This is a genomic window from Halorhabdus sp. SVX81 (assembly GCF_029207715.1).
Lineage (GTDB): Archaea > Halobacteriota > Halobacteria > Halobacteriales > Haloarculaceae > Halorhabdus.
The window spans coordinates 1,149,829-1,175,311 of record NZ_CP104322.1; the positions used below are offsets into that span (position 1 = coordinate 1,149,829).

General features: G+C 63.9%; 27 protein-coding genes. 15 read left to right on the forward strand and 12 right to left on the reverse strand.

Translation table 11 applies throughout. The annotated features are described in order from the left end of the window. Positions 1–58: 58 nt before the first annotated feature. Entirely contained in the window at positions 59–859 is an 801-nt protein-coding gene (locus SVXhr_RS05720) for a hypothetical protein (RefSeq protein ID WP_275740272.1), read from the forward strand. On the opposite strand, the gene sucD is transcribed toward SVXhr_RS05720, so the two are convergent. Both sucD and sucC read right to left on the reverse strand, forming a co-directional pair. Next, positions 856–1,725 carry a succinate--CoA ligase subunit alpha gene (gene sucD, locus SVXhr_RS05725; protein WP_275740274.1) on the reverse strand — a complete coding sequence of 290 codons (870 nt, stop codon included), beginning with the start codon at positions 1,723–1,725 and terminating at the stop codon, positions 856–858. The two genes, SVXhr_RS05720 and sucD, sit on opposite strands and share 4 nt — an antisense overlap. Next, complete coding sequence (sucC, locus tag SVXhr_RS05730; protein WP_275740276.1) at positions 1,722–2,867, reverse strand: ADP-forming succinate--CoA ligase subunit beta; 1,146 nt, start codon at positions 2,865–2,867, stop codon at positions 1,722–1,724. Before sucC ends, sucD begins: the two co-directional genes overlap by 4 nt. A gap of 157 nt (positions 2,868–3,024) precedes the next feature. On the opposite strand from sucC, the gene SVXhr_RS05735 reads away from it, so the two are divergent. The 5 genes from SVXhr_RS05735 to purM all read left to right on the forward strand — a co-directional run bounded on the left by SVXhr_RS05735 (position 3,025) and on the right by purM (position 8,169). Then, entirely contained in the window at positions 3,025–3,594 is a 570-nt protein-coding gene (locus SVXhr_RS05735) for a methyltransferase domain-containing protein (protein WP_275740278.1), read from the forward strand. A gap of 67 nt (positions 3,595–3,661) precedes the next feature. After that, the gene (locus tag SVXhr_RS05740) at positions 3,662–5,164 is read left to right on the forward strand and encodes a TraB/GumN family protein (protein WP_275740280.1); all 1,503 of its coding nucleotides are present in this window, start codon (positions 3,662–3,664) and stop codon (positions 5,162–5,164) included. Continuing rightward, entirely contained in the window at positions 5,161–5,799 is a 639-nt protein-coding gene (locus SVXhr_RS05745) for a metalloprotease (RefSeq protein ID WP_275740282.1), read from the forward strand. Before SVXhr_RS05740 ends, SVXhr_RS05745 begins: the two co-directional genes overlap by 4 nt. A gap of 37 nt (positions 5,800–5,836) precedes the next feature. Continuing rightward, positions 5,837–7,021, forward strand: coding sequence for a GNAT family N-acetyltransferase (locus tag SVXhr_RS05750; RefSeq protein ID WP_275740284.1), 1,185 nt, complete (start codon positions 5,837–5,839; stop codon positions 7,019–7,021). Between the two features lie 116 nt (positions 7,022–7,137). After that, positions 7,138–8,169 carry a phosphoribosylformylglycinamidine cyclo-ligase gene (gene purM, locus SVXhr_RS05755; RefSeq protein WP_275740286.1) on the forward strand — a complete coding sequence of 344 codons (1,032 nt, stop codon included), beginning with the start codon at positions 7,138–7,140 and terminating at the stop codon, positions 8,167–8,169. A gap of 28 nt (positions 8,170–8,197) precedes the next feature. Here purM and SVXhr_RS05760 read toward each other — a convergent pair whose 3' ends face one another. Together SVXhr_RS05760 and SVXhr_RS05765 are read right to left on the reverse strand one after the other, a co-directional pair. Then, positions 8,198–8,632, reverse strand: a complete 435-nt coding sequence (locus SVXhr_RS05760) for a universal stress protein (protein WP_275740288.1) — start codon at positions 8,630–8,632, stop codon at positions 8,198–8,200. Between the two features lie 83 nt (positions 8,633–8,715). Then, positions 8,716–10,578, reverse strand: coding sequence for a threonine--tRNA ligase (locus tag SVXhr_RS05765; RefSeq protein WP_275740290.1), 1,863 nt, complete (start codon positions 10,576–10,578; stop codon positions 8,716–8,718). 184 nt (positions 10,579–10,762) lie between these two features. Here SVXhr_RS05765 and SVXhr_RS05770 point away from each other — a divergent pair, with 184 nt between their 5' ends. Beyond that, complete coding sequence (locus SVXhr_RS05770) at positions 10,763–10,990, forward strand: DUF2892 domain-containing protein (protein ID WP_275740882.1); 228 nt, start codon at positions 10,763–10,765, stop codon at positions 10,988–10,990. A gap of 54 nt (positions 10,991–11,044) precedes the next feature. On the opposite strand, the gene SVXhr_RS05775 is transcribed toward SVXhr_RS05770, so the two are convergent. Next, entirely contained in the window at positions 11,045–11,866 is an 822-nt protein-coding gene (locus SVXhr_RS05775; protein ID WP_275740292.1) for a PspA/IM30 family protein, read from the reverse strand. Positions 11,867–11,966: 100 nt separating this feature from the next. Between SVXhr_RS05775 and SVXhr_RS05780 the strand changes: the two genes are divergently transcribed. The 5 genes from SVXhr_RS05780 (at position 11,967) to SVXhr_RS05800 (ending at position 16,178) form a co-directional block, all read left to right on the forward strand. Beyond that, positions 11,967–12,809: a hypothetical protein gene (locus SVXhr_RS05780; protein WP_275740294.1), complete on the forward strand. Its 843-nt coding sequence runs from the start codon at positions 11,967–11,969 to the stop codon at positions 12,807–12,809. Positions 12,810–12,872: 63 nt separating this feature from the next. Continuing rightward, positions 12,873–14,531 (forward strand): CTP synthase, encoded by a 1,659-nt coding sequence (locus tag SVXhr_RS05785; RefSeq protein WP_275740296.1) that lies wholly within the window; start codon positions 12,873–12,875, stop codon positions 14,529–14,531. Then, positions 14,531–15,448: a glutamine-hydrolyzing GMP synthase gene (gene guaA / locus SVXhr_RS05790; protein WP_275740298.1), complete on the forward strand. Its 918-nt coding sequence runs from the start codon at positions 14,531–14,533 to the stop codon at positions 15,446–15,448. Before SVXhr_RS05785 ends, guaA begins: the two co-directional genes overlap by 1 nt. Then, the gene (locus SVXhr_RS05795; protein ID WP_275740300.1) at positions 15,448–15,774 is read left to right on the forward strand and encodes an NAD-binding protein; all 327 of its coding nucleotides are present in this window, start codon (positions 15,448–15,450) and stop codon (positions 15,772–15,774) included. The genes guaA and SVXhr_RS05795 overlap by 1 nt, the downstream gene beginning before the upstream one ends. 107 nt (positions 15,775–15,881) lie before the next feature. Continuing rightward, the gene (locus SVXhr_RS05800) at positions 15,882–16,178 is read left to right on the forward strand and encodes a hypothetical protein (protein ID WP_275740302.1); all 297 of its coding nucleotides are present in this window, start codon (positions 15,882–15,884) and stop codon (positions 16,176–16,178) included. A gap of 70 nt (positions 16,179–16,248) precedes the next feature. Here SVXhr_RS05800 and SVXhr_RS05805 read toward each other — a convergent pair whose 3' ends face one another. Beyond that, entirely contained in the window at positions 16,249–16,860 is a 612-nt protein-coding gene (locus tag SVXhr_RS05805) for a molybdopterin-binding protein (RefSeq protein ID WP_275740304.1), read from the reverse strand. 128 nt (positions 16,861–16,988) lie between these two features. Here SVXhr_RS05805 and SVXhr_RS05810 point away from each other — a divergent pair, with 128 nt between their 5' ends. Continuing rightward, complete coding sequence (locus SVXhr_RS05810) at positions 16,989–17,237, forward strand: hypothetical protein (RefSeq protein ID WP_275740306.1); 249 nt, start codon at positions 16,989–16,991, stop codon at positions 17,235–17,237. Positions 17,238–17,291: 54 nt separating this feature from the next. After that, a complete protein-coding gene (locus SVXhr_RS05815; protein WP_275740308.1) occupies positions 17,292–18,995 on the forward strand; it encodes a histidine kinase N-terminal 7TM domain-containing protein in 1,704 nt (567 codons plus the stop codon). On the opposite strand, the gene SVXhr_RS05820 is transcribed toward SVXhr_RS05815, so the two are convergent. From SVXhr_RS05820 to SVXhr_RS05835, 4 genes are all read right to left on the reverse strand, one after another. Further along, positions 18,992–19,189, reverse strand: a complete 198-nt coding sequence (locus SVXhr_RS05820) for a heavy metal-associated domain-containing protein (RefSeq protein ID WP_275740310.1) — start codon at positions 19,187–19,189, stop codon at positions 18,992–18,994. The genes SVXhr_RS05815 and SVXhr_RS05820 overlap by 4 nt on opposite strands. Before the next feature lie 139 nt (positions 19,190–19,328). After that, positions 19,329–19,892, reverse strand: coding sequence for an NUDIX domain-containing protein (locus SVXhr_RS05825; protein ID WP_275740312.1), 564 nt, complete (start codon positions 19,890–19,892; stop codon positions 19,329–19,331). Between the two features lie 71 nt (positions 19,893–19,963). Beyond that, positions 19,964–22,021, reverse strand: coding sequence for a PKD domain-containing protein (locus SVXhr_RS05830; protein ID WP_275740314.1), 2,058 nt, complete (start codon positions 22,019–22,021; stop codon positions 19,964–19,966). A 202-nt stretch (positions 22,022–22,223) separates the two neighbouring features. Then, the gene (locus tag SVXhr_RS05835) at positions 22,224–22,637 is read right to left on the reverse strand and encodes an Lrp/AsnC family transcriptional regulator (RefSeq protein WP_275740316.1); all 414 of its coding nucleotides are present in this window, start codon (positions 22,635–22,637) and stop codon (positions 22,224–22,226) included. Positions 22,638–22,739: 102 nt separating this feature from the next. Here SVXhr_RS05835 and carA point away from each other — a divergent pair, with 102 nt between their 5' ends. Continuing rightward, positions 22,740–23,786 (forward strand): glutamine-hydrolyzing carbamoyl-phosphate synthase small subunit, encoded by a 1,047-nt coding sequence (carA, locus tag SVXhr_RS05840; RefSeq protein ID WP_275740317.1) that lies wholly within the window; start codon positions 22,740–22,742, stop codon positions 23,784–23,786. A 10-nt stretch (positions 23,787–23,796) separates the two neighbouring features. On the opposite strand, the gene SVXhr_RS05845 is transcribed toward carA, so the two are convergent. Together SVXhr_RS05845 and SVXhr_RS05850 are read right to left on the reverse strand one after the other, a co-directional pair. Continuing rightward, positions 23,797–24,423 carry a hypothetical protein gene (locus SVXhr_RS05845; protein WP_275740319.1) on the reverse strand — a complete coding sequence of 209 codons (627 nt, stop codon included), beginning with the start codon at positions 24,421–24,423 and terminating at the stop codon, positions 23,797–23,799. A gap of 207 nt (positions 24,424–24,630) precedes the next feature. Continuing rightward, positions 24,631–25,479 (reverse strand): isoaspartyl peptidase/L-asparaginase, encoded by an 849-nt coding sequence (locus SVXhr_RS05850; RefSeq protein WP_275740320.1) that lies wholly within the window; start codon positions 25,477–25,479, stop codon positions 24,631–24,633. Between the last annotated feature and the right edge of the window lie 4 nt (positions 25,480–25,483).

Below are 25,483 nucleotides of genomic sequence, written 5' to 3' on the forward strand. Positions count from 1 at the left end.
ATGTGATGCGACCGTAGCAGGGACGGTATTATGGCTCAGGACTTCGTTGACTCCGAGTATGGCTGAGTTGTCCATTACCGAACGTCAACACGACCGACTGGAAGACGTGCGCCAGGAGGTCGAAGCCGCGTACGTCGAGTCCTACGGCGAGACCCGACCGCAGGATGCCATCGAGTACCTGCTCGATACCTACACGCCACCCGAGGAACGGGCGATCGTCGCCGCCTACGAGAAAGTCGCCACCGCCACGTACCCGACGCTACAGCAGATCGCGAGCGACGTCGAGGACGTCCCGGGCAGCGGCATCGAGGCCGCGGAGATGCGCGGGCGCTTGCTGGCGGCACTAGGCCCGGAGGCACTTGCCGAACGACTCCGGGCGGCGGAGACGGAGACTGACGAGGACGAGAGATCGCCCGCCGGCGAATCCGCGTCGGATAGGGAGCCAGATGTCGACAGTACGCCGACCAAGCAAGCGGGACCACCAGCCGAGAAGGGGTCGCCAGCCACGACCGAGGCATCAACGCAAGCGGGGACCGAGACGGACACCAGCGGGGCTGACAAGTCGACCGTCGACGGGGATGACGGGGACGGATCGCTGTCAGCAAGCCAGACCGGCTCGTCCGCCGAAAGCCACACCGAATCGGCGTCGGATGGCCAAGCTGAATCGGCATCGGACGATCAAACTGACGCTCCCTCGACGTCACCGCTCGCATCGGTCAACAAACTCCTGGATGACCACAGCGAGAAGTGGCGCAAGGGGCAAGGCGATGCCCCGTACGAGGTTGATCTGCCCGATGGGACGACGAAATCGGCCCGGACGAAGGACGACGTGCGCCAGTTACTGTTTCGCCATTACTAAGCGATGTCTTCGACCAGGTCGGCGACGTCGCTCGGCGTCTCGCCGACTTCGACACCCGCGGCCTCCAGGGCGTCGATCTTGCTCTGGGCCGTTCCGGTTCCGCCGCCGGAGACGATCGCGCCGGCGTGGCCCATGCGCTTGCCCGGCGGGGCGGTCCGGCCCGCGATGAACCCGACGACGGGGGTGTCCATGTGTTCGGCGATGTATTTGGCAGCCGCTTCCTCGTCCTCGCCACCGATCTCGCCACACATCACGACGGCCTCGGTCTCGGGATCGGCCTCGAAGAGTTCCAGCGCGTCGATGAAGCCCGTCCCGACGATCGGGTCGCCGCCGATGCCGACGGCGGTCGTCTGGCCGATCCCGCGCTCGGTGAGGCTATCGACGATCTGGTAGGTCAGGGTGCCGGACCGCGAGACCAGACCGACCGACCCCTCGCTGAAGATGTTGCCCGGCAGGATGCCGAGTTTCGACTCGCCGGGGGTGATCACGCCGGGGCAGTTCGGCCCGACCAGATGGGTGTCAGTGTCTTCGAGTTCGGCGTACACCTCGCTGACGTCCTGGGTCGGGATGCCTTCCGTGATCGCGACCACAACATCAAGTGGTGCATCGAGCGCTTCGAAGAGTGCGTCCGCAGCGAAGGCGGGCGGGACGAACACGACCGAGGCGTCGGCGTCCTCCTCGCGTGCTGCCCGATCGACGGTGTCGTAGACGGGGACGCCGTGGACTTCCTGGCCGCCTTTACCCGGCACGGCGCCGGCGACGACGTTCGTCCCGTACTCGATCATCTGCTCGGCGTGGAACTCGCCCTCCCCGCCGGTGATTCCCTGAACGATGACGCGGGTGTCCTCATCGACTAGGATGCTCATTGTGCCACCTCCTCGGCGTCGGCGACAGCACGCTGGACGGCTTCCTCGAGCGTTTCCTCGACGGTCACGAGATCGGTGTTGAGTATCTCCATGCCTTGCACGCTGTTGGTCCCCGCCAGTCGAACAGTGACTGGGTTGGGAATCGTGTCGAACTCTTCGAGGGCCTCGTTGATGCCGCGGGCGACCTCGTCGCCGCGGGTGATCCCGCCGAAGATGTTGAACACGACGCTGTCGACGTTGTCGTCGGCGAAGACGACCTCCAGGGCGTTGCGGACGCGGCCGGCTTTGGCGCCGCCGCCGATGTCGAGGAAGTTCGCCGGCGCGCCGCCGTAGTGATCGACGAGGTCCAGCGTCGTCATCACCAGGCCCGCGCCGTTGCCGATGATCCCGACGTTGCCCGAAAGCCGGACGTAATCGAAGCCGTACTCGTTGGCCATCGCCTCGAGGTCGTCGTCGGTCGTTTCCCCTTCCAGTTGGGCGATCTCGGGCTGTCGGAAGAGCGCGTCGTCGTCGACGTTGAAGACGGCGTCGGCCGCGATCACCTCCCCCTCGTCGGTGATCATCACCGGATTGATCTCGGCGTCGCTGCCGTCTTTCTCGTCCCAGAGGTCGTACAGCGTCGAGAGGATCGAGGCGACATCACCGGCCACCTCGCGGTCGACGCCCGCGTCGTAGACAGCCTTGCGAGCCTGGTAGGGGTGGAGGCCGTAGGCCGGATCGACGTGTTCGCGCGCGATGGCGTCGGGGTTCTCGGCGGCGACCTCCTCGATGTTGACCCCGCCCTTCGTCGAGACCATCGCGACCGGCTTGCCGGCCCCGCGGTCCATCGTCACGCCGACGTAGAGTTCGTTCACGAAGTCGACTGCCTGCTCGACGAGTACCCGGTCGACGGTGAAGCCTTTCAGATCCATGCCGAGGATGTCTTCGGCTGCCGCGCGGGCTTCCTCGGCGTCCTCGACGAGTTTGATCCCGCCGGCCTTGCCCCGGCCGCCGACGTGTACCTGCGCCTTGATCGCAACGGGGAATCCGATCTCCCCGGCGGCGTCGACCGCTTCCGCGACGGTCGTCGCGAGCGTCGCATCGGGGACCGGAATCCCGGCGTCGGCGAAGACGCGCTTGGCCTGATATTCGTGGAGTCGCATATCACGACCGGGGAGCGGCGGACGCTTAAATCCCGCTTTTTGCTACCGTTTCACATAGTCGCGGAGAGATCTGCCGGTACTGGCCGAAATGATGGGTTCCGGGTGGCATAGCAACCGCCGGCCGTCAGCTTTTGCGTCCACGGGGCAAAGGGGCCGTATGGGCCATCACACGTTCGACGCCGACCGGGCGGACGCGCTGGAAGACGACTCTCGGTACGCGTACCTCTCGGTCGACGAACTGCTGGGACTGTTCGACTTCGAAGAGACCGACTGCGTCGTCGACCTCGGCAGCGGGACCGGGTTTTATACCCGGTCGGTCGCCGCCCACGTCGATGCGGTGCTGGCGATCGACATTCAACCCGCCATGCACGCCGCCTTCGAGGCGTTCGGCCGCCCGGGCAACGTCCACCGGGTCACTGCCAGCATCGACGGGTTGCCGGTCGATACGGACGCCGTCTCGGCCGCGTACTCGACGATGACCTACCACGAATTCGTGAGCGAACGGGCACTTGATGAACTCACCCGGGCGATCGAACCGGGTGGCCGGGTCGCGATCGCCGACTGGTCAGCCGACGGGACTGGCGATCGCGGCCCGCCGCTTGCCGAACGATACGACGCGGCGACGGTCGCCGAGCATCTCCGCGAACACGGCTTCGCGATCGACACCGCGGACGAGCGTCGGGAGACGCTGGTGGTGTCGGCACGGTACGTCCCGCCGTCGGCATGATCTGCAGGACAGCCCCCGCAGGCGCGTCCCGACAATCGTAAGGATGCCCCGTGGTGTAACCTATACAATGAGCGACACGGTCGACCCACCGGAACCGTCTGAGACCGGTGGCGAGGGGTCGATACAACTCGTCGGGACGGCACACGTCTCGGCGGAGAGTGCCGAGCGCGTCGAGCGGACGATCGAGGACGAACAACCCGACGTCGTCGCCGTCGAACTCGACGAGGGACGCTTTCGCCAACTCAAAGGCGAATCGCCCGACGACATCGAGGCGAGCGACCTCTTGCAGGGCAATACGGTCTTTCAGTTCCTGGCGTACTGGATGCTTTCGTACGTCCAGGCGCGTCTCGGCGACCGTTTCGACGTGACGCCCGGCGCGGACATGATGGCCGGTGTCGAAACCGCCGAGGCCGAGGGAATCGACGTCGCCCTGGTTGACCGGGACATCCAGACGACGATCCAGCGGTTCTGGAAGCGCCTGACGGGCGTCGAGAAGGCGAAACTCTTTTTCGGCATGCTCGTCGGGATTGCCGGTCCGTGGACGGCGGCCTGGACGATCGGACTGATGGTCGGGATGTTCGCCGGCATACTCGGGTCTGCACTCGGGTTCTCCATTCTCGGGATACTCGGACTCACTGTGCCATACGCGTCAATCCTTGATGTATTCCTCTTGGCTGGAGCCGTCGGAACGGTGATCGCCCTGCCGCTGGTGGCCGCGTTTTCGGGCTTCGACGAGGACGAGGACCCCGAGGAGTTCGACATCGAGCAGTTAACTGACACGGATGTCGTCTCCGCGATGATGGAGGAGTTTCGGCGGTTCTCGCCGGGCGGTGCCGAAGCATTGATCGACGAACGCGACGCCTACATCGCCCACCAGCTCGTCGGCCTGCGCGAGGAGGGCTATCACGTCGTCGCCGTGGTTGGGGCCGGCCACCGCGCCGGGATTCAGGGGTATCTCGATCGTCCCGCGGAACTTCCGCCGATGGACTCACTCACCGGCACGATCTCCGGTCGGCGGTTTTCGCTGTACAAGCTTTTGGGGTATCTGTTCACGCTCGGCTTCGCCGCGTTCTTCGTCCTGCTGTTGCTTGGTGGAGCTGAACAGGGATGGTTGCTCAGACTCTTCGCAGCGTGGTTCCTCGTCAACGGCGTCATCGCGGCTGCACTGGCAAAGGTAGCCGGCGCACACTGGAGCAGTGCGGGCGTCGGTGGTGCGGTCGCCTGGCTGACGAGCGTCAACCCGCTGCTCGCCCCGGGCTGGTTCGCCGGCTACGTCGAGTTGCGCTATCTCGATGTCAACGTCTCGGACATCAGCCGGCTCAACGAATTGCTCGACGATCAAGAGCTACCGATTCCCGAATTGGTCGCCCGGATGCGGGAAGTGCCGCTATTCAGACTCATCCTGATCGTCGCGCTCACGAACATCGGGAGCTTCATCGCGAGCATGCTGTTTGCGAGCACGATCCTGCCACTCATGTCCAACGAGGTCGGCGGTGTCGCCGAGGTCGCCGAACTCCTGATAATGGGTGCGCAGAACGGGGCCGAAATGCTCTGGAACCTCCTCGGATGAGTGGACTGCGTTCGATTCGGTTTTCCCGGAAAGAGCTGTTCGATCTCCTCGCCGCGTGGCTCATCTTGAGCGTCGCCTTTACGCTGTTTTTGAACCCGGGGTTGCTCGATAGGTGGTCCTACGCCCCCGACCCGTCGGTCGTGATCGCGGCGTTCGGCGAATCCCTCGTGACGAGCCTTCTGACGGTCGGCGTCGGGTTCATGCTTCACGAACTCGCCCACAAGGTGGTCGCGATTCGATACGGTCAGGTCGCCGCGTTCCAGGCCGACTACGGCATGTTGTTTCTCGCACTCGTCTCGGCGATGGCGGGCTTTCTCTTCGCCGCCCCGGGCGCGGTCGTCCACCGCGGCCGGCTCACGCTCCGGGAGTCCGGACTCATCGCGCTGGCTGGCCCGGTGACGAACCTGGCGTTGGCGAGTTGCTTTGCGCCGTTCGCCCTCCTTGCCGGTCCGGGACTCGCGTCAGTCGCTTCCTTCGGCGTGACGATCAATTTGCTGTTGGCCGGGTTCAACATGATTCCCTACGGCCCGCTCGACGGACGCACCGTTCTCAAGTGGAACCGTGGTGTCTACCTCGCTGTCGCGGTCCCGTCGATCGCGCTCGCGATCGTCGGGTTGTTCGGCCTGGGCTTCTGAACGATACGCTCTTTTTCCCCGGGTGAGATCCTCGATCATGTGCGAGTTTCGCCCGATTTCCCCGGCGGAGATGACGGCGTTTGACCGGGTTCGGCAGTACGCCTTCCATCCGGAGGATGGGCCGCTCCCACAGGAAGACAGCGATGACGCCGACCCGCCGCTGGGCACCCGATATGGGCTCTTCGATGGCGGGGATCTGGCGAGCATCTGCATCCACTACACCTTCGAGACGCGAGTACGGGGGTCCTGGATCGACCTGGGAGGACTCGGTGCCGTCGCGACGCCGCCGGAGCGTCGCCGGGCGGGCAACGTTCGGCGGCTGCTCCGGGAATCCCTCCGGAGGTTCGACGACGATATCCCGCTCGTCGCACTGTGGCCGTTTTCGACGGCGTTCTACCGGCAGTTCGGCTGGGCAAGCGCAAACGAGATCACGCGATACGAAATCATGCCGGAAACGCTGACCGATTTCTCAACGGAAGGTGGTCAATTCCGGCCTGTCGATCCGGACGACTGGCGGGATCTCCGGAAATGCCACCTGGCCAGTGGCCGCGGGGAGACGCTGTCGATGCGTCGCAGCGAGCAGTGGTGGCGACGCCGGATCTTCCACAAGTGGGGTGAGGATCGGCGTCATGCCTACGCCTATTACCGGGACGAGACGCCCGCTGGATACGTCATCTACGATATCGAACAGGACGGCGACCGCAAACTCGATGTCAACTATCTCGGCGCGCGCGATCACGAAGCCTTCCGGTCACTGCTTGGATTTCTCGGCGATCACGATTCACAGGTCGACCGCGTGACCCTCGACCGCCCAGGTGATTCGGCGCTCTTCGACGTTCTCGGAGATCCTCAGGCCGCCGACGCCGAACTCCGACCGGGGCCGATGGTTCGTCTCACCGACGTCACGACGGCACTCCAAGCGGTTCCGTATCCCGACGACGTCGAGGGGGATGTCACGCTTTCAGTTCGCGATCCCCTTCTCGAAGACAACGACCGAACGTATCGGCTGGTCGTCGAGGGTGGCGAGGGTCACTGTCGATCGACACCCGATGGTTCACCCGATGCAACCCTCGATGTCGGGTCCCTGTCGCGGCTCGTCGCCGGCGCGCGATCGGTCGAATCCCTCGCGACGGTCGGCAACCTCTCGGCGGAGTCGGACGCGCGCGGGACGCTCGCCGAGTTGTTCCCGCCTGAGCGGGTGTTTCTTCGGGAGTTCTTTTGAGAAGAGCGAGGTCTCCCTCCGGTCGACCGGAGAGACCTCGGAACGGCGAGCGGGGAGGCCTCGAACCAGGCGAGCGGAGCGGTGGGCTTTTGGCCTCACCGGACGGCCACTCGGGTATGGCCGAACACGAGGCGGACGACGGCGACGAAGGGTCGTCGTCGGACGCGACTGACGAACCTGACGAGGGACTTACGTACGCGGACTCCGGCGTCGATATCGACGAGAGCGAAGCGGCGACCGACGCGCTGCTCGACGCGGCGGGCGAGTTCGCCGGCGACTTCGCCGGACTCGTCGACATCGGCGATCGATACCTCGCGCTGGCGACCGACGGCGTCGGGACGAAACTGCTCGTCGCCGAGGCCCTGGATGACTACTCGACGGTCGGCATCGACTGCATCGCGATGAACGTCAACGACCTGGTCGCGGCGGGCATCGAACCCGTCGCGTTCGTCGACTATCTCGCCATCGAAGCGCCCGACAGCACGACGACCGGCCAGCTCGGCGAGGGACTCCAGATCGGCGCTGAACTCGCAGATATCGCGCTGATCGGCGGCGAAACCGCGGTCATGCCGGACGTCATCGATGGCCTCGACATCGCCGGCACCGCGGCCGGACTGGCTCCTAAAGACGGCCTCTTTTCCGGGGAGGCCGAGGCGGGTGACGCCATCGTCGGGTGGCCCTCCAGTGGCATCCATTCGAACGGTCTGACGCTCGCCCGGGAGGCTGTCACGCGCGATCACGAGTACGACGACCCGTTCCCGCCGGATCCCTCGAAAACGATCGGCGAGGAACTCCTCGCGCCGACGCGGATCTACACCGACCTGCTCGATCCGCTTCGCGAACACGGCGCGCATGCGGCAGCCCACGTCACGGGCGGTGGGTGGCGCAACCTCACCCGCATGGGCCCCTTCCACTACGAAATAGAGGAACCGTTCGACGCTCAACCGATCTTCGAGTTCGTCCAGACGATGGGTGCGGTCAGCGACGAGGAGATGCACCGCACGTTCAACATGGGGACGGGGTTCGTCGCAACTTTCGATCCCGCCGACGCGATGAACGTCGTCGAGGCGACCGAGGACGGACGGATCATCGGCCGCGTCGTCGACGGCGAGGAGGGCGTCTCGATCCGCGGGCTGGAACTGGCCTAAGCGCGGGCTGATAACGTCGACAGCGTGCTCAGTTCTCGATATTGACGACGAACACCGGCACGTCGGCGTTCTCGATGACTCGCTGGGTGACGCTTCCCAGGTTGGCAAGTCGGTCCCGACCGGTCCGACCGTGGGTCCCCATGACGATCAGGTCAGCCCCGATGTCTTCGGCGTACGAGAGGATACCACGGTGTGGGATCCCCTCCTGGAGTTCCGTTTCGACGGTGACGCCCGCATCCTCGACCTGTTCACGGAGGCGAGCCAGGGCCTTCTCGCCGTCGCTCTCGAGGGACTCCATGACTTCGTCCTGGGCATCGTCTTCCGCAGCGAGGTACATTCGGCGGTCGAGAACGTATAGCCCGTGGATCGTCGCGTCGTTGTCACCGGCGATCGAGATCGCGTGGTCGAGCGTCTTGGCCGTCCCGCTGCTGCCGTCCGTCGGTGCGAGGATGGTCTCGTACATGCTCCGTCCGAAAATTGAATCGCCAGGCAAATAGTTGTATGTGCCAGTCTGACACGCCGGCCTGTCACCGCCTCAAGCGTCGATCACCGTCCGGTGAAGTTCGGATGGTTGCTGACGTGCCGGGGCAGATACCGGCTTTTCTGGGGGAGGCCGTCGACGTCGTCGAGGACCGCCTCGCGGAGTTCCGCGGGCGTCATGTCGATCTCGTCGTCGTCTGCGCGCACGTTGACGCCGATCGTCTCGCCCTCGATCTCTCGATCGCCGACGACGACGTAGTAGGGCACCCAGTCAGTCTCGGCTTTGGCGATACGCTTGCCGACGGACTCGTCGCGGTCGTCGATGTCCGCCCGTACGTCAGCGTCTTCGAGTTCGTCGACCAATCCTTCGCAGTAGTCCAAATGCGAATCAGGATTGACCGGGATGAACCGGACCTGGGTCGGCGAGAGCCACGTCGGCAACTGGGGGGTATCCATCGAGGCGGTGTCCTCGAGCAGGGCAGCCAGCACACGCTCGATGCCGCCGGAGGGCGAGTAGTGCAGGATCGGGGGGTGGTGGCTGTCGGTGCCGTCGGTGTACTCGATGTCGAAGCGCTCGGCGCTCTCGACGTCGATCTGGACCGTCGGGTTCTCGATCGGGCGGCCCAGGCCGTCGATCGCGGCGAAGTCGATCTTGGCCGACCAGTAGTGGTGGCGTTCGGGAATGATCTCGATGAGCGAGGGCTTGCCGAGTTCCGCGACCACGTCCTCGACCCACGCCTCGTTGTCTTCATAGAATTCCCGGGTCATCCGGATTGCCGGTTCGTAGTTGAGGTCGAGGTCCTCGGAGGTCTGGAGCGCGAGTTCGGCCTGCTTGCGGAGTTCCTCGCGGGCTTGCTCCATGCTCTCCGTGGCGGTGTGCATGTCCGGCATCGTGAACGCGCGCAAGCGCTTGAGGCCGGTCACCTCGCCGCGCTGCTCCCGGCGGAACGAATAGGTCGACATCTCATAGACCCGCAGCGGGAGGTCGTTGACCGAGATGTGCATGTCCCGCATGATCGAGAACTGCCCGAAACAGGCCGCAAAGCGCAGCATCATCCGACGATCGCCCGACTCGAAGCGATACTGGCGCTCGCCGAACTTCCCGGCGTGCTCGTCGATCGATCGCGCGCCGAGGTCGTACATGATCGGCGTCTCGACCGGCATCCCGCCGTAGTCGACGACGAGGTCGTTGACGTACTCCATGAGGGCGTCACGGACGAGTTTGCCGCGGGGGTACCACCGGAGGTTGCCGACGTCGCTCAGATCGTCGTAGCCGACCAGTCCCTTCTCCTGCATGAGATCGACGTGGGGTGGCTGCTCGCCCTCGTTGCTGGTGATCCCCTCGACCTCGTCTTCGATGAAGGCGACGAGATCCTCGCCAACCGACTCTTTGGCATCGACGGCGTTCGTTACGTCTCCGTCGGGCGTCATGACCTTCCACTCGCTGGGTTCGCGGTCGGGCTCTCCTTCGGATTCGGCTTCGTCGTCGTCCTCGTCGCGGTGGGCCGCGACGTGTCGGGAGAGTTCCGAGAGCGGGTGGCCCTTACACGAGACTTCGAAGGCCTTGTACCAGCCGAATGGTGCCCGGAGAATCTCGTAGCCGGCCGACTCCATCTCCGCTTCGAGTCGTTGCATGACTTCCTTTGCGGCGTCAGGGCCGGCGAGATCCTCGCTGAGGTGAGCGTAGGGATAGAGGACGACGTCGTTGGTGTTGAGCTGGCCGGCGACGTCTTCGAGCTCCGTCAGGGCGTTTTCGACGACGCCATCGAGGTCCGCCTCGTCGTCGCTCTCGACGGTGATGAATACCGTCACACAGTCCTCCATGCGGCCTTCCATCGGGACGCCTTCGGTCTCGGCGAGGCCGTCGGGACCCGCTTTATCGGTCGTCTCGAACTCCAGGTGGTCCGAGTGGACGAACAGTAGTTTCATAGCAAAACCGTTCCGGCGGCCGGTAAAAAGGGTGCCGAATGCGGTTACGTGACTTCCCCCTGATCGGGTTTCTTTGGCGGGGATTCCCTGCCATCATCTACTGATCTCTCCTGCCACGATACACGTCAACGAGCACCAATCCATAAGTAGACGGGGTGAGAGACCTTTTTCCGAGGTAATACAAATAGAAAAGAATTCTGGTAGAATGGACCGCATCGTCCGGCTCGTGGTCGCGATCGTGTTGCTCGCCGTCGCGCTTGCAGGCTTCGCCGAACTGATCACCTACGAGATCGGGCCGATCACCACGATGATCGGATCGGCAGTCCTCGCCGTCCTCGGCCTCGTCCTGATTGTCACTGGCGCGCTCAGACAGTGTGTCATCAATCAGGTGTTGGGAATCAACACCTACTGAATTGCCGAAATCACAACGCGTCCAGGTTTTTTCCGATACCGGGCGACGATATCCTCAGTTCTCCTCGTCTTTGAGCGTTTCCAGTTCCTCTTCGACCGCCTGACCGTCGACATCTTCGAGTTCGGTGTCGGCTGCGTCAGTTTCTGCGTCGGTGGAAGCGTCGGATTCGCTCGTCGATTCCGCCCCCACATCGGCCTTCAGGGTTTCCAGTTCGGCATCGACTTCACCCGAAGTGCGCACTTCTTCGAGCTCGCGGTCGAGTTGATCCTGATCGCCGATAGCGTCCTCGATCGCTCCCGTATCGCGAAGTTCGTCCATCGCTGCCGACCGCGCTTCCATCTCTTCGGTCTGCTCCTGGGCTCGCTCGATCGCTCGCCCGACGTCCTCGAACTGGTCGCCGGCACCTGTCATCGCCTCTGAGACGCGCGAGGAGGCTTCGGCTGCCTGATACCGTGCTTTCATCGTCTCCTTTTTCGTCCGGAACTGCTCGACCTGGCTCTGGAGTTCGTTTTTCTGCTCGATCAATCGATCCTGTTGGCCCTGGAGGTCGGCGATCTGGGTCTCCAGGTCCTCGATCTGGTTCATCTTCTGCTTTTTCTTCTCCAGCGCGCGGCGGGCGAGGTCGTCTCGCCCCTGCTCGACCGCCTCACGGGCCTGGTCGTTGTGTTTCTCGACGTTCTCCTCGAGGCGGCGCTTCTGGATTTCCAGGCGCTTTTTCTGGGTCGTCAGGTCGGCGATCCCCTGTTTGACGTCCTGGAGCTCGTCCCGGAGCTGTTCGTAGGAGTAATCCAGCGACTCCGAGGGGTTCTCCGCCCGGTTGAGCAGCGAATTGACCTTCGAGCGGATGACGTAGGAGGCGCGTGAGAGGATTCCCATATGTCTCCGTTGGTGGCTCCGGCCTTAATTTCTTTTATGGGGGTGGTGACCCACGAACACGGGCGAAAATTAAATTTGGTGTCCGCCGGCATTCCAAACGATGGGCCTCGCTGAACCGTTCGGCACGCAGGAACCAACTCATCAACTCGTCGTCCGCGAGCGTGATGCCATCGACGATGCTGACCCTGCAGGCGGTCTCGCCGTCGAGAATCGCGTCATCAACGTGTCCATGCGGCAAGCCACCGCCATCCACCTCTGTATCGACGACACGCTGAACGCGGATCGGCTCGCACATCTTCGAGAGACGCTCCCTGGGGTCGAGGACGACCGCGTTCTCGAAAACGCCACTCCCGAATACCGTGCCGAACTCCCTGCCGACGCAGATATCGTCACCACCGCACTTTCACTCCCGGAATCGGACACGGCTGTCTGGCTGGATCGGCTGTTCGGACTCGCAGAACTCGCCGTCGTGACCCACGATTCGTGGCTCTATCGATCCGTCCCACACGAGACGCATATCCGGGAGATCAACGCCGAGGCGGTCGAGGGGTATCTCGGGACACTTCACCGGGAACTCAGTGACATCCCGGGAACAGCGATCGTCCCCCATGGCCCACTCGCATCCTGGCATACGGACGGCTACCGCTACGAACTGACCTGGGACGCGCTTCGGGAACGCCGAAACGAGGATCAGTGGCGCTCGATCAGCCTCGAACGACTACGCCGGGTCAAGCCCGAACCCGAGCGATCGGAGATTGTCTTCCAGTGGGACCTTCCCACAGGCGGGTCCCGCGTGGTCCGTGGGCTTCGGCGCGCGTTCGGTCGTGAAGCGGACATCTCACCGATGCGAGTTTCGATCGCGACAGCGGAGGTTGCAACGGTTCTGGACGCGCTTGAAGATCTCAACGGCCGCCTCGGTTACGAGTACGAGATCATCGAGTGAGATAAACGAGCGATTCCGAATCGGTCCCGAAACGGTTTAGGTTCGCGCCCGCCCACCGTCGGTATGCCGAACGAGCCTGCAACCGACTACGACCCGGAACTGGGTCGGAAGTTCATTTTCGTCACTGGCGGCGTGATGTCCGGACTGGGGAAGGGGATCACCGCCGCGAGCACCGGCCGCCTGCTCGCCAACGCCGGCTTCGACGTGACCGCGGTCAAGATCGACCCGTATCTCAACGTCGACGCCGGGACGATGAACCCCTACCAGCACGGCGAAGTGTACGTCCTCAAGGACGGCGGCGAGGTCGACCTCGATCTTGGGAACTACGAACGCTTCCTCGACATCGACATGACCTCCGATCACAACGTCACCACTGGAAAGGTCTACCGCGAGGTCATCGAGAAGGAGCGCGCCGGCGACTACCTCGGCCGGACGGTCCAGATCATCCCGCACATCACCGACGACATCAAGCGCCGGATCCGCGAGGTCGCCGAAGGCAGCGACGTCTGCATCATCGAGGTCGGTGGCACTGTCGGCGACATCGAGGGGATGCCCTACCTCGAGGCGCTCCGGCAGTTCGCCCACGAGGAAGACGAGGACGACATTCTCTTTACCCACGTCACGCTCGTCCCCTACTCGAAGAACGGCGAACAGAAGACCAAGCCGACCCAACACAGCGTCAAGGAACTCCGATCGATCGGCCTCCAGCCGGACATCCTGGTTGGTCGGTGTGAGGACAGACTCGACCCCGATGTCAAGGAGAAGATCGCGCTGTTCTGTGACGTGCCGACCGAGGCCGTCTTCTCGAACCCCGACGTCGCGGACATTTATAAAGTGCCACTGGTCGTGCAGGACGAGGGCCTCGATCAGTACGTGATGGACGAACTCGGACTCGCGGACGAGGCGCTTCCCGCGAGCGAGCGCAGGAACGAGTGGCGCGACCTCGTCACTCAGGACACGACCGGATCGATCAACGTCGCACTCGTCGGGAAGTACGGCCTGGAAGACGCCTACATCTCGATTCACGAGGCGTTGAAACACGCCGGCCTCGAGACCAACGTCGAGGTCGAGACGACCTGGATCCACTCCGAGGACCTCGCCGAGGGCCACGACGGCCAACTCGACGACGTCGACGCCGTCGTCGTCCCCGGCGGATTCGGTTCCCGGGGAACCGAGGGCAAGATCGAGGCGACGCGGTACGCACGCGAAAACGACGTGCCCTTCCTCGGACTCTGTCTCGGCTTCCAGATGGCGGTCGTCGAGTACGCCCGCAACGTGCTGGACCTCGATGGGGCACACTCGGCGGAGATGGAGCCCGAGACGCCCCATCCGGTCATTGACATCCTCCCTGAACAGGAGGGCGTCGAGGACATGGGCGGGACGATGCGACTGGGGGCACAGGACACCGAGATCGAACCGGGGACGCTGGCCCATGACCTCTATGAAGACACCACGTGCCGGGAACGCCATCGGCACCGCTACGAGGTCAACCCAGAGTACATCGACGACATCGAGGCCGCCGGGATGACGTTCTCGGGCGTCTCGAACCGTCGGATGGAGATCCTGGAACTCGATCCGGACAGCCATCCGTACTTCATCGGCACCCAGTTCCACCCCGAGTTCCGGTCGCGACCCACGCGCGCCTCGCCACCGTTCGTCGGCCTCGTCGAGGCCGTGCTGAACAGTTCTGAATCGGACGAACCGAAGGAGGTCGAGTACTGATGGTCGACGTCGAGACGTTCATCCCCGAGGCGAAAGCCGAGATAGCCGAGGCGATCGGTGACGACAACGCCGTCATCGCCCTCTCGGGTGGCGTCGACTCCTCGACGGCTGCCGCGCTGGCCTACGACGCGATCGGCGATCAACTGACGCCCGTCTACGTCGACACGGGCTTGATGCGCAAGGGCGAGACCGAACAGATCCGCGAGACCTTCGAGTACATGGACAGTCTGCGGATCGTCGACGCCACGGACCGCTTTCTCGACGAACTCGAAGGCGTGACCGACCCCGAGGAGAAACGCCACGCGATCGGCGAGCAGTTCATCCGGGAGTTCGAGACGGTCGCCCGCGAGGTCGAGGCCGAGTACCTCGTTCAGGGGACGATCTATCCCGACCGCATCGAGAGCGAGGGGACGATCAAATCCCACCACAACGTCGGCGGACTGCCCGACGTCGTCGACTTCGACGGGATCGTCGAACCTATGCGGGACCTCTACAAGGACGAGGTCCGGGAGGTCGCTCGCGAACTCAATCTCGAGGAGATCATCTCAGAACGGATGCCGTTCCCCGGTCCCGGCCTCGCGGTTCGGATCATCGGCGAAGTCACCGCGGAGAAACTCGACGTGGCCCGGGAGGCCAACCACGTCGTCGAGGAGGAACTCGAAGAATACGAGCCCTGGCAGGCCCTGGCGGCGGTCATCGGCAAGGCCACCGGCGTGAAGGGGGACAACCGCGTCCACGGGTGGGTTGTCGCCGTCCGATCCGTGGAATCCCGGGACGGGATGACCGCCCGCGCCCAGGAGATCGACTGGGAGACGCTCCAGCGCATCCAGAGTCGCATCACCGGCGAGAACGACACCGTCTCGCGGGTCGTTTACGACGTAACTCACAAACCGCCCGCGACCATCGAATACGAGTGATGCGGGTAATTGTTGCTGGAGCCGACGAACGCGGGATCGGCGAGGCGATCAGCGCCGAAGGTCACGAGGTCACGGCCGTCGATGTCGCCGATGGTGAGTCACTGGAAGCCGCCGGTATCGAGGAGATGGACGCGTACGTGCTGACCGAGATGGCACAGGCCACCTCGATCGCCGTCGCCAAGGACCACAACCCCGAGATACGGGTCGTGGTGTACGCCGAGGGGTCGCTGCCCGATTTCGCCACCCGACAGGCGGATCTCGTCGTGGATCCGTCGTTGCTCGACGCTGACGCCGTCGCCGCGGAGTTCGATGCGGGTGCCAACTAATCGGCCGAACTCACACCGGCTCTGTGTGTCACTCGTCTCGACAGCCCGGTCGTGAAAGTCGCCTCATTCATAATCTTTTTTCATGATGGACTTGTACGCCCATACAGATGCGCCACTCAGAAACGAGACAGTTGTTCGAACAGACGTTTGAGTTCCCGGCCGACCACGACACGGTTGTCGAGCAGTTAGGTGACGTGGAGTTGACGTCGCCGGTCGGCGACGTTGTCACGATTCGGAGTATCTTAGATCGAACGAACGAAACAGCCTACCACTCGGCAGATGGGCTCTATACGACGCTTTTGGGCGGTCTCGAAGACGGATTCATCGGCCGGAAGTACTACGACGACCGCGGCGGGACGGCCATGGATTCGGACACGTTCGGCGGCGAGGCGGAATCGTTTTGACCAAGCGTCCGTCGTCAGCGACACGCTTGATGTGTCCCGCAGGGCCGGCGCGCGGTGACTGACTGCGCGCCTACGGGTCAGTGGCTTGGGCGACGAGTGAGTCGAGCGTGTCCGCGAGGATGGTTTCGACGGCAAAGCGCGCCGCGTCCGCGTCGCCGGGGAGACAGAACACGGGCGTCTCGTCGCTGACACCCGCTGTGGGTCGCATTCCGACGACGTTCGGTCCAGCGCGGTCGAAGTACTGCACTCGAAATAGTTCGCCAAACCCCGGCATCGACGTATCGAGTAGGGGCTCGATCGCTTCGACTGTGACATCCGATGGACCGATGCCGGCGCTGCCGACGGTCACGACTGCCGAGACTGCTCGCCTGCCGAGGGTCCGATCGACGGTCCCCTGGACGGCGTCGTAGGTACTGTCAGCTGTCTCGTGGGCGACGACGGTCCAACCGGCACGCTCGATCGAGCCCGCGACCGCGTCACTCGCCGAGTCGCTGCTTTCGGAGTCGCCATTTTCGCCGATGGCGACGATCGCCACGCCGAGTTCGACTTCGGTCTCGTCCGTCTCTTGGATGTCCCTCGCGTCAGCAGTGTCCGCTGCCTGCTCGTCGGCTGTCGATGACTCGTCCGATTCGTCGTCGGTCAGCGAGCCACGAGTGGTGTCACGTGACTGGAAATCGACCATGGTGGGGACGGGTCGCCCTGCCTCAAAAACCCGGTGGAGGCCCACGCCGGCACGGCTCGGATCTTTCCGTCCTCGATTCGATGCCCCAACCCCGAGGTTTTTGTCCAGCCCACCCCGACCCGCTGGGCATGGGTAACCCCTCGAGCCGATCGGAGAGCGAGACAACGTCCGCACGCGAGGGCTGGCTCATCGTCGTCGCACTGGCGATCGCGCTGGTCGTGATCCCGTGGTCGTTGATCGTTTTGCCGTCGGCGCAGGGGGTCGTCGAAGCCCTCGGGTTCACTCTCAGGGATGCGTATCTGGTCGTACCACTCGTGCCGGCGATCGGGCTGGGACTGGTCGGGGTCTGGACGGCGCTTCGATCCCGGCGCTCATGATGACGCCGATCGGTCGCCAATCCTTTTGCTCGCCCCGATGATGGTTCGAGTGTAATGGCGGTTATCTATCTGGCACTGGTCCTGTTTGCCGGGATACTCGGCACCGGCGTTGCGATGTACGCGCTCTTGCATCGGGATACTCCCGGTGTTGGGCCACTCGGCCTGCTGTTGCTCGCTGCCGCGATGTGGTCGTTCACCGAAGGGCTCAGCCTGGCGGCCAACGGCTTGGGTAGCACAGTGTTTTGGGCCAAGTTTCGGCTGTCGATCTCGACGATCATCCCTCTGGCCTGGCTGCTGCTGACGGTCGAGTATACCGGCAACGACCGCCATATCACACGCAACCATCTGATCGCGCTCTTGGTCGAACCGATCGTCTTTATTGCGATGGTCTGGACGAACGGCGTCCACAAATTGGTCTGGCAGTCGCGGGATCTCGTCTTCACTGCTGGTGGCTCTGGGGTGGTCGCGAACAGGGGCATCGCCTTTTGGGGCCACGTGAGTTACTCGTATCTGCTGGTTGCCCTCGGTGCCTTCCTGCTCGTCAGGCTATCGATGCGGACCGATCAGCTCTTTCGGTCCCAAAGTACGGCACTGCTCGCCGCGATCACCGTCCCACTTCTCGCCAACGCGGCGTTCCTGTTTCAGTTCACGCCACCGGGGATCGATCCGACGGGCGTCGCCTTTGTTGCAACCGGGACGATCATCACGGGCGCGATCCTGCGCCGACAGTTGCTCGCTGTCACGGCCGGCACGCGTGAGCACGGCCGGGACGAAATCCTGGCCGAACTCGAGGACCTAGTCTTCATCGTCGATACACGGGGCGTCGTCGTCGATTGTAATCAGTCGGCACTCCAGGCGCTTGAGACGACGGCTGATGACGTGATCGGACAGCAACTTGCGACAGTCGCCCCGTCACTCACGGAGCCCCTTCCGGACGACGCCACCGAGTATCATCGCGTCGAGGCGGTCAATCTTGACGGCTCCGTCCGAAAGTTCGACGTCCAACAGTCGCTTATCGAGCGGCCGTTTGGCGATTCGGAGACGAGAATTCTCAGCCTCCGGGACGTGACCGACCGGACGCGCAGAGAACAGCAACTCGACGTGCTCAATCGACTGTTGCGTCACAACCTGCGCAACGAAATGAACGTGATCCGTGGTCACGCCGAGTTACTTGCCGAAGCCGCCGACGGTCCGGCCGTTGATCGCCATCTCGACCGGATCTTCGACACCATCGATACTGTCACCGAACGCAGCGACAAGGTCGGGACGCTCACGCGTGCTTTCGACGCCGCTGGCCCTCAATCCGTTGACCTTACGCTCACACTCCGTGATGCGATCGGCACGGTACGGGAAGCGCATCCCTCGGCAACGATTCAGTTCGACCCCGACGAGGCGAGCGGCTTACGGGTCAACAGCGGCGCGTCTATCGGCCTCGCCTTCGAGGAATTGCTGTCCAACGCGATCGAGCACAACGACGGTGGTCCCACGGTTACAGTCGGTGTCGACTCCGACGCGACCGGCGTAACGGTGCGGATCGCCGACGACGGCCCCGGCATCGGTGAGCAGGAGCGAACGGTGATCGAGCGGGGACGCGAGACACCGCTCGCACACAGCAGCGGCATCGGACTCTGGCTGGTCGCCTGGATCGTCCGGACCGTCGGCGGGACCATCCGCTTCGAGACGACTGACGACGGGACGACTGTCGTCGTCCGGTTACCACGGGACGGGGATTCCGACCACGCCGCCACGGAGCGTTAGGCTTTGGCTTCGTAACCGGCGTCTTCGACCGCTTCGATGAGTGTATCCGGTTCGGCGTCGCCGTCGACGGTGGCCTGTTCGGACTCGTGATCGGCCGTCGCGCTCGCCACGCCGTCGACGGCCTCGAGCGCTTCTTGGACGGTCTGTTCACAGTGTTCACAGCTCATGCCGGTGACGGTCAAGGTCTGTGGCATACACCGACGTATGTACTGGTGGTTTTTCGGGGTTGCGACTATCATTCCACGCCTGGTTCGCCGGCACACGTTTGGAAAAGAAAATCAGATGCCGGTCAGGGCTGTAATTCGAACCTGGATCCGGATACTGACGATGCGCTTAGTCGAGATCCCGGCGCATTGCGATCTCGAACCACGGACACAACCGGAGTTGGCGGTACCAGCGCGGGTTCTCGTAGAGGCGGTCGTATGGGACCCACATCAGGCCGGCGACTTCCGCGGGATCGGGGTCGAGTGATCGGTCCGTCAGCGTCGCCTGCAACACCGAGCAGACCTCGTATTCGAGGCCCTCGTCCATGTAGTAGCGCTTGTACTCGAACCGGTCGGTCACCTCCAGACTGTCGTACTGGTCGGGCGTGACGCCGAGTTCTTCCTCTAACCGCTGGCGGGTCGCCTCGACCTGTGTCTGCCCCTGGACGGGATGGGAGGCGACGGTCCCGTCCCAGTAGGTGTCCCAGAGTCGTTTCTCGGGTGAGCGTTGGGCGAGTAAGATGTTGCCCTCGGTGTCGAACAGCAACGCCGTGAACGCCCGGTGGCGAATCCCCTCGCCGGTATGGGCGTCGAGTCGGTTGACGAGACCCTCCGGATTGTCCTCACCGTCGACCGCGATGACGTCCTCGCCCGCGTTCTCGTGTGCCACCGTCGAATCAGCGTCCGTACTCATTAGCTACCACGTAGGAAGGCTGGTTCAAACAGTCTTCGACTTCTCTACCGTCACTGTCAGTTAGACGTTGGTCACCTGAGCAACGCGAGGGCGCGATCCACGAGTGAGCCGATCGCTGCGAGCAGGCGTCTGAACTGTCCCGATGACGTGCCTTCGGCCCTGGCGGCCGGCGTCCAGACGACAACGTGCCGTGTCTGTTCGGCACCGTACTCGTCGGTCACCGTTACGTTGACGATACTCGGTGACTGTTCGAACGCGAACGCGACCGAACGGCCGGTATGAACGCTGCCGTTGGGAAGCCGCCAGGTCACAGTCGCGGTCCCGACGTCGTTCTCGACGGTCGCATTGAGTCGCGCCCGGGCCCGGTCCTGGGTCCGCCAGGCCGCAACGTCGGTCCTCACGTGGGGCCTGTCGTTCGAACAGGTCTTGATTGCGACGGTAGTCACGTTCCGGTTGCCGGCTGCGTCGACAGCTCCGATGCCGACTGAATAGGTGTGGTTACGTCGATCGAACCGGTAGCGTGTTGTCGGTTCGTCGGTCGTCCGGTCGACCGTCCCGTCGCCGTCGAAATCCCACAGATATCGTTCGATCCGTCCGTTGTCAGTGCTCGCACTCGCGTCGAGCAGGGTTGGACCGGTCGTCGCAGCCAGCCCGTTTGACGGATCGGCAAGCCCCACGGTGGGGGCCGTCCGATCGGCGAGTGTGATGGTGCTCGCGTTCGCCCGGTCGGCGTTCCCGGCTGCGTCGACGACGGTGACTGTCGGCGTGACCGTTCCCGTCTCGGTGTAGACGTGCGTGACAGTCGGCGTCGAGGTCGTCCGGTCAACGTTTCCGTCGCTGTCGAAATCCCAGCGGTAGGTCTCAATAGCCGTGTTGTCCGTACTCCCGTTGGCGGTGACTGCAACTGGAGTCCCGGTCGTTCGGACTCCCCCGGTCGACATCTGTACGGTCGCGTTCGGCGGCGTGTAATCGAGCGCGACGGCGAACGGGTCCCGATTGGTCGTCGGCCGCGACCCAGCCGTGACGTACGTCCCTGCTTCCGTCCGGATGACGTCCCGCAAGACATAGCCGTACTGCGCGGTCGATATCACCGTTCCGTCGTGATCGAAGCGCCAGACTCGGCCCGATTGATTGCCGGACTGTCCGACTGCGACGACCCCATCGGGGCCGGCGGCGACGCCGAGCACCCGAGTGTCCGCCGGGAGGGAATGCGTCCAGTCCACTGAACCCGTTTCGTTCGTCGCGATCACCCAGCCCCGACGGTCCTCGCCGTCGGATCGCGTGCCGCCGAACACGAACCCGTCATCCGCCGGCGTCGCCGCGTACAGCCGACTCGCTGTGGCATTGAATCCAGCAGCGAGACCGAACGTTTGTGTCCACTCGCGTTCGCCGGAGTGATTGACCAGCCGGATGCGCGCGGCGTCGCCGAACCCACCCGCCTGACGAGTAACCGTCCAGCCCGCCAGGACGTATCCATCAGCTGCCCGCGCACCGGCCCGATAGACGCTCCCGATGTCGGGCATCGAGTGTCGCCAGTGAATGGTACCGTTGGCTCCGATCCGGATGACGGCGCGGCTCCCGATTGCCACCACGCTCTCCTCAACCTCAAGCAGGTCGAAGAACGCACCGTCGCCCGACCTGATCTGCCAGGTATGGACGTTCCGATCGGAATCCGCGAGCCAGTAGGTTCCCGGTTCGAACCGGGACGGCGCGTTGATCGTCCCGCCGAAGACGTAGGTTTGCGGGCCGAGCTTGACCCCGTCGTGATAGACGCGGTGGTGCGTTCCCGCCGGCAAGACCGACCGTTCCCACACCAGCGATCCGTCGGTCCGGGTTTCCACGACGGAGGCTTTCACCTCACCGCCCGTCCCCACCAGCGAGTCCCGGCCGGATCCGACAAACAGATACCCCGCAGCCGTCTCCTCGACGCCATAGAATGATCGATTTCCACCGTCGTCCGCCGGATAGTTCAGGTAGGTCCGGTTCCAGATGCTCCGGTCGCTCGACACGTTCGTGTCGTTTTCATCACCCGGGTTTACAGCCTCGCCGTCCGCTGTCGTCACAGCGACGAGTCCCCACGAGGCGATCAGTAACAGAGCGACCACCAGTACCGTCCGACCCCCTCTCATTGACACGATTTCGGGAGCGGGAGTAAAGTAGCTTCTGCCGGTCATCTGGGCGATCGATCACGACTTTGTTACACAACCTGAAAATCATTCATCAGCCATACTCGGCGGATCCTCGATACATCCGACAACCGCTCACTATCCAACCCGCTCTTCGAGGATCAGCCATACTCGACGGATCCTCGACATCTCCGACAGCCGCTCACTACCCCACTCGCTCCTCAAGGATCAACCGCGTCTTCGTCCCCATGACTTCCTCCCGCTCCCGGGCCCGCGTGATCAGGTCGTTCACCTCTCCGGTGTCGGCACAGTCGACGATCAACACGACGTCTTCCTCGCCGCTGACCTCCCAGACGAAGTCGACCTCGGCCCACTCGACGAAGTCGTCCGCCAAGGCGTTGTGGTCGACGTCGACGTCGACGGCGATCTCGATCATCGCCTTGACATTACCCGTCCGAGTCGCGATCGTGAACCGTTCGATGACACCCTCCTCGGTCAGGCGTTCGACGCGGTTGCGGACCGTCCCCTCGGAGGTACCCACCTCGTCGGCGATCTCCGTGTAGGGCGTGCGGGCGTCCCGCCGGAGGATGCTCAGGATCTTGCGGTCGAGGTCGTCCATCGAGATGTGTGGCTACCGCGGGTCGGTACTTGAGAATTACGAATTTCGTAACTCTGCTTCGAAAGCAACGCTTATCTGCCGACCTTTCATACGGATCTCGTAATGACAGACGCCTATGTGGCCCTGGAAGGTGAGCGCGTCGTTCAAGCGCGTGCTCGCGCACCGGGAACGACCCGCGGCGAACTCGTCTTTACGACTGCCTACACCGGCTACGAGGAGAGCCTGACGGATCCCTCCTACGAGGAGCAGATCCTCACCTTCTCGTACCCGCTGATCGGTAACTACGGCGTCCGGGAGGAACGCTTCGAGTCCGATCACGTCCACCCGAAGGGCGTCGTCGCGCGTGAGTTGACCGACGACGTCGCCGAGTGGCTCCAGGCAGAAGGGCGGCCCGCCGTCGATCATATCGACACGCGCGAACTCGTCACGGAGATCCGGGACGAGGGCGCGATGAAATGTGGCATCGCGGCCGGCGAGGACGTCACCGAAGAGGACGCACTGGCCGAACTCCGCCAGTGCAAGCACATGAGCGATCACGCGGACATCGGGAGCCAGGTCAGTGTGAGCGAGCCGACGGTGTACAACGCCGATGGCGACGGCCCCGACGTCGCGCTGATCGACTGTGGTGCGAAGGGTTCGATCCAGGAATCACTGGTCGAACGCGGCGCGGTCGTCCACGTCCTGCCCTACGATACGACGCCTGCCGAGGTCGAAGAGCTCGATCCCGACCTCCTGTTTATCTCGAACGGGCCGGGCGACCCCGAGAACTTCGAAGCGGCGGCCGATCTCGTCGACGAGTACGTCGGTGAAACGCCGCTGGCTGGTATCTGTCTCGGCCAGCAAGTCGTCGCCAACGCGCTGGGTGGCGAGACCGAGAAGATGGAGTTCGGCCACCGCGGCGTCAACCAGCCCGTCCGGGACCTCCGGACCGACCAGGTCGTGATGACGACCCAGAACCACGGCTATACGGTCGCCGAACCCGGCGACACGCTCGAAGTGACCCAGATCAACGTCAACGACGACACGCCGGAGGGCTTAGAGAACGACGACCTGGGGATCATCACGCGCCAGTACCACCCCGAAGCGAACCCGGGACCCAACGACTCGCTGTCCTTTTTCGACGACGTGCTCGACCTGGTCGAGGGGTAGGACTCGCCGATCAGGAATCCTCGACCGGCTTTCCGCGATAGGTCACGGTGCGATCGCTGTCCGACTCTCCGGAACTCCCGGTCAACTGGTCGCGGTTTACAGGCCGCCCGCGGTACATGACCCGGCTCGCGTCGTCGCCGTCGGTCGGCTCCGGGTCCTCGGGCTGTCGCTCCTCGATGAACTCGGTCGTCGCATCCAGCAGCGCTTCCGTCGTTTTTCGGTGAATCCAGCAGTGATACTGCTGACGAGGCGTCCGGAGGGCGATCCGATTGGCACGCAGGCCTGTGCTGTAGGCGGCTTTGGCAACTGATTCGTGGGGGATCTCGATCACTTCGTCGTCGGATTCTCCCCCGACCAGACATAGCGTTCGCCGCCCAGTTACCAGGATCACTGTCCGGCGCTCGCCCGTCGGTGACGTCGTGTTTCGCTTCGATCCGAGTCCGATCCCTCGCTTCTTGTTCGTCAGAACGTACGCCGGGGCTTCCGTGTCTTGGAGGTATGTCACCGGCGGTGCGGCGAGCGGTGTCGTCGTCGAGAACCGCCCTTCCCGGCCAGCCAGTACTTCCGCAGTCACTGAGTCGTCCGGCGCCATCTTCGCGAGCGTTTCGGCTTTCTCGACGATCCGCTGGTCGATCATTCCGGCTCCCACCTGACCCGTCTCCCGGTCAGCCGTTGCATGACAGATCGATCCGGCGTCACTGATATTAGCGTTACGAACGTGTCGGTATTATCCGCTCAGGAGATTTATTATGGGGGTTTTCACCGGAAACAGAAACGTAATCGTCGGCATCACTCCGGGATTTCTTGAAACATCTGCAGTTTTACCTCCGCGGTCCGGCTTCGATCACCGCCGCGCCGTCGCTGTCTGCATCGCGTCACTGCTGTACGCACTGCCGGCGGTTCCATCCTCAGCCAGGACGATGACGCCCGCGGTGCCCTCGGCACGTTCCTCGAACGATTCGATCGCTTCCCGGGCTGCGGTTTGCGGGGTTCCCCCTGATTCAAGGCGTTCGACTGCGGCCCGCGCAAGCGCCTCGCGGGCGATGTCCTCGCCGGCCCCGGTCGCGCTCGCGCCGCCCGCCGAAGACGTATAGAAACCCGCGCCGATCTGTGGCACGTCACCGACACGGCCGGCGAGTGCGCCCCACCGCCCGCCAGTCGACGTCCCGGCGGCGATTCGTTCGCCGTCGGTTGCGACCGCGCCGACGGTGTCGTGGCCCCCGAAGTGGTCGGCGAGCCACGCGAGGTGGTCGCTGACTGACTCCCCTGGTGAGGCGTCCTGCCAGCGATTTCGTGTCCGTTCCGTCCAGAGGTTGCCGTCCGTCTCGATCCCGTGGGCGAAAGCGAAGTCCCTGGCCGGCTCCCCGGCCAGGAGGACGTGGGGCGTCTCTTCGAGGACGGCACGCGCGACGTCGACGGCGTGTTCGACGCCCCTCATCGCACAGGCCGCGCCGACCTCGCCGTCGTCGGTCATCAGCCCCGCGTCGGTCCGAATGTCCCCGTCGCTCTGGACTGCGCTCCCGACGCCGGCGTTGAACGCGGGGTCGGATTCGAGGACGTTGATGGTCGCGACGACAGCGTCGAGCGGGGTCGCCGCGTCGAGTCCGCGTGCGGCGGCATTGTCGAGAACGGTCTGGCGTGAGGACGGGTCGTCCGGCGGTGAACCGGCCCCGCCGTGAGCGATTACATCCACGGGC

What these genes read in the sequence shown, in the direction of transcription:
- SVXhr_RS05785 (WP_275740296.1), top strand. Translation starts at nt 12,873, where the DNA reads ATGCCGAACGAGCCTGCAACCGACTACGACCCGGAACTGGGTCGGAAG.
- SVXhr_RS05740 (WP_275740280.1), top strand. Translation starts at nt 3,662, where the DNA reads ATGAGCGACACGGTCGACCCACCGGAACCGTCTGAGACCGGTGGCGAG.
- SVXhr_RS05830 (WP_275740314.1), bottom strand. Translation starts at nt 22,021, where the DNA reads ATGAGAGGGGGTCGGACGGTACTGGTGGTCGCTCTGTTACTGATCGCC.
- SVXhr_RS05735 (WP_275740278.1), top strand. Translation starts at nt 3,025, where the DNA reads ATGGGCCATCACACGTTCGACGCCGACCGGGCGGACGCGCTGGAAGAC.
- SVXhr_RS05760 (WP_275740288.1), bottom strand. Translation starts at nt 8,632, where the DNA reads ATGTACGAGACCATCCTCGCACCGACGGACGGCAGCAGCGGGACGGCC.
- SVXhr_RS05750 (WP_275740284.1), top strand. Translation starts at nt 5,837, where the DNA reads ATGTGCGAGTTTCGCCCGATTTCCCCGGCGGAGATGACGGCGTTTGAC.
- purM (WP_275740286.1), top strand. Translation starts at nt 7,138, where the DNA reads ATGGCCGAACACGAGGCGGACGACGGCGACGAAGGGTCGTCGTCGGAC.
- SVXhr_RS05810 (WP_275740306.1), top strand. Translation starts at nt 16,989, where the DNA reads ATGGGTAACCCCTCGAGCCGATCGGAGAGCGAGACAACGTCCGCACGC.
- guaA (WP_275740298.1), top strand. Translation starts at nt 14,531, where the DNA reads ATGGTCGACGTCGAGACGTTCATCCCCGAGGCGAAAGCCGAGATAGCC.
- SVXhr_RS05745 (WP_275740282.1), top strand. Translation starts at nt 5,161, where the DNA reads ATGAGTGGACTGCGTTCGATTCGGTTTTCCCGGAAAGAGCTGTTCGAT.
- SVXhr_RS05780 (WP_275740294.1), top strand. Translation starts at nt 11,967, where the DNA reads ATGGGCCTCGCTGAACCGTTCGGCACGCAGGAACCAACTCATCAACTC.
- SVXhr_RS05765 (WP_275740290.1), bottom strand. Translation starts at nt 10,578, where the DNA reads ATGAAACTACTGTTCGTCCACTCGGACCACCTGGAGTTCGAGACGACC.
- sucC (WP_275740276.1), bottom strand. Translation starts at nt 2,867, where the DNA reads ATGCGACTCCACGAATATCAGGCCAAGCGCGTCTTCGCCGACGCCGGG.
- SVXhr_RS05775 (WP_275740292.1), bottom strand. Translation starts at nt 11,866, where the DNA reads ATGGGAATCCTCTCACGCGCCTCCTACGTCATCCGCTCGAAGGTCAAT.
- SVXhr_RS05825 (WP_275740312.1), bottom strand. Translation starts at nt 19,892, where the DNA reads ATGAGTACGGACGCTGATTCGACGGTGGCACACGAGAACGCGGGCGAG.
- SVXhr_RS05835 (WP_275740316.1), bottom strand. Translation starts at nt 22,637, where the DNA reads ATGGACGACCTCGACCGCAAGATCCTGAGCATCCTCCGGCGGGACGCC.
- SVXhr_RS05800 (WP_275740302.1), top strand. Translation starts at nt 15,882, where the DNA reads ATGCGCCACTCAGAAACGAGACAGTTGTTCGAACAGACGTTTGAGTTC.
- SVXhr_RS05820 (WP_275740310.1), bottom strand. Translation starts at nt 19,189, where the DNA reads ATGCCACAGACCTTGACCGTCACCGGCATGAGCTGTGAACACTGTGAA.
- SVXhr_RS05815 (WP_275740308.1), top strand. Translation starts at nt 17,292, where the DNA reads ATGGCGGTTATCTATCTGGCACTGGTCCTGTTTGCCGGGATACTCGGC.
- carA (WP_275740317.1), top strand. Translation starts at nt 22,740, where the DNA reads ATGACAGACGCCTATGTGGCCCTGGAAGGTGAGCGCGTCGTTCAAGCG.
- SVXhr_RS05795 (WP_275740300.1), top strand. Translation starts at nt 15,448, where the DNA reads ATGCGGGTAATTGTTGCTGGAGCCGACGAACGCGGGATCGGCGAGGCG.
- sucD (WP_275740274.1), bottom strand. Translation starts at nt 1,725, where the DNA reads ATGAGCATCCTAGTCGATGAGGACACCCGCGTCATCGTTCAGGGAATC.
- SVXhr_RS05845 (WP_275740319.1), bottom strand. Translation starts at nt 24,423, where the DNA reads ATGATCGACCAGCGGATCGTCGAGAAAGCCGAAACGCTCGCGAAGATG.
- SVXhr_RS05720 (WP_275740272.1), top strand. Translation starts at nt 59, where the DNA reads ATGGCTGAGTTGTCCATTACCGAACGTCAACACGACCGACTGGAAGAC.
- SVXhr_RS05805 (WP_275740304.1), bottom strand. Translation starts at nt 16,860, where the DNA reads ATGGTCGATTTCCAGTCACGTGACACCACTCGTGGCTCGCTGACCGAC.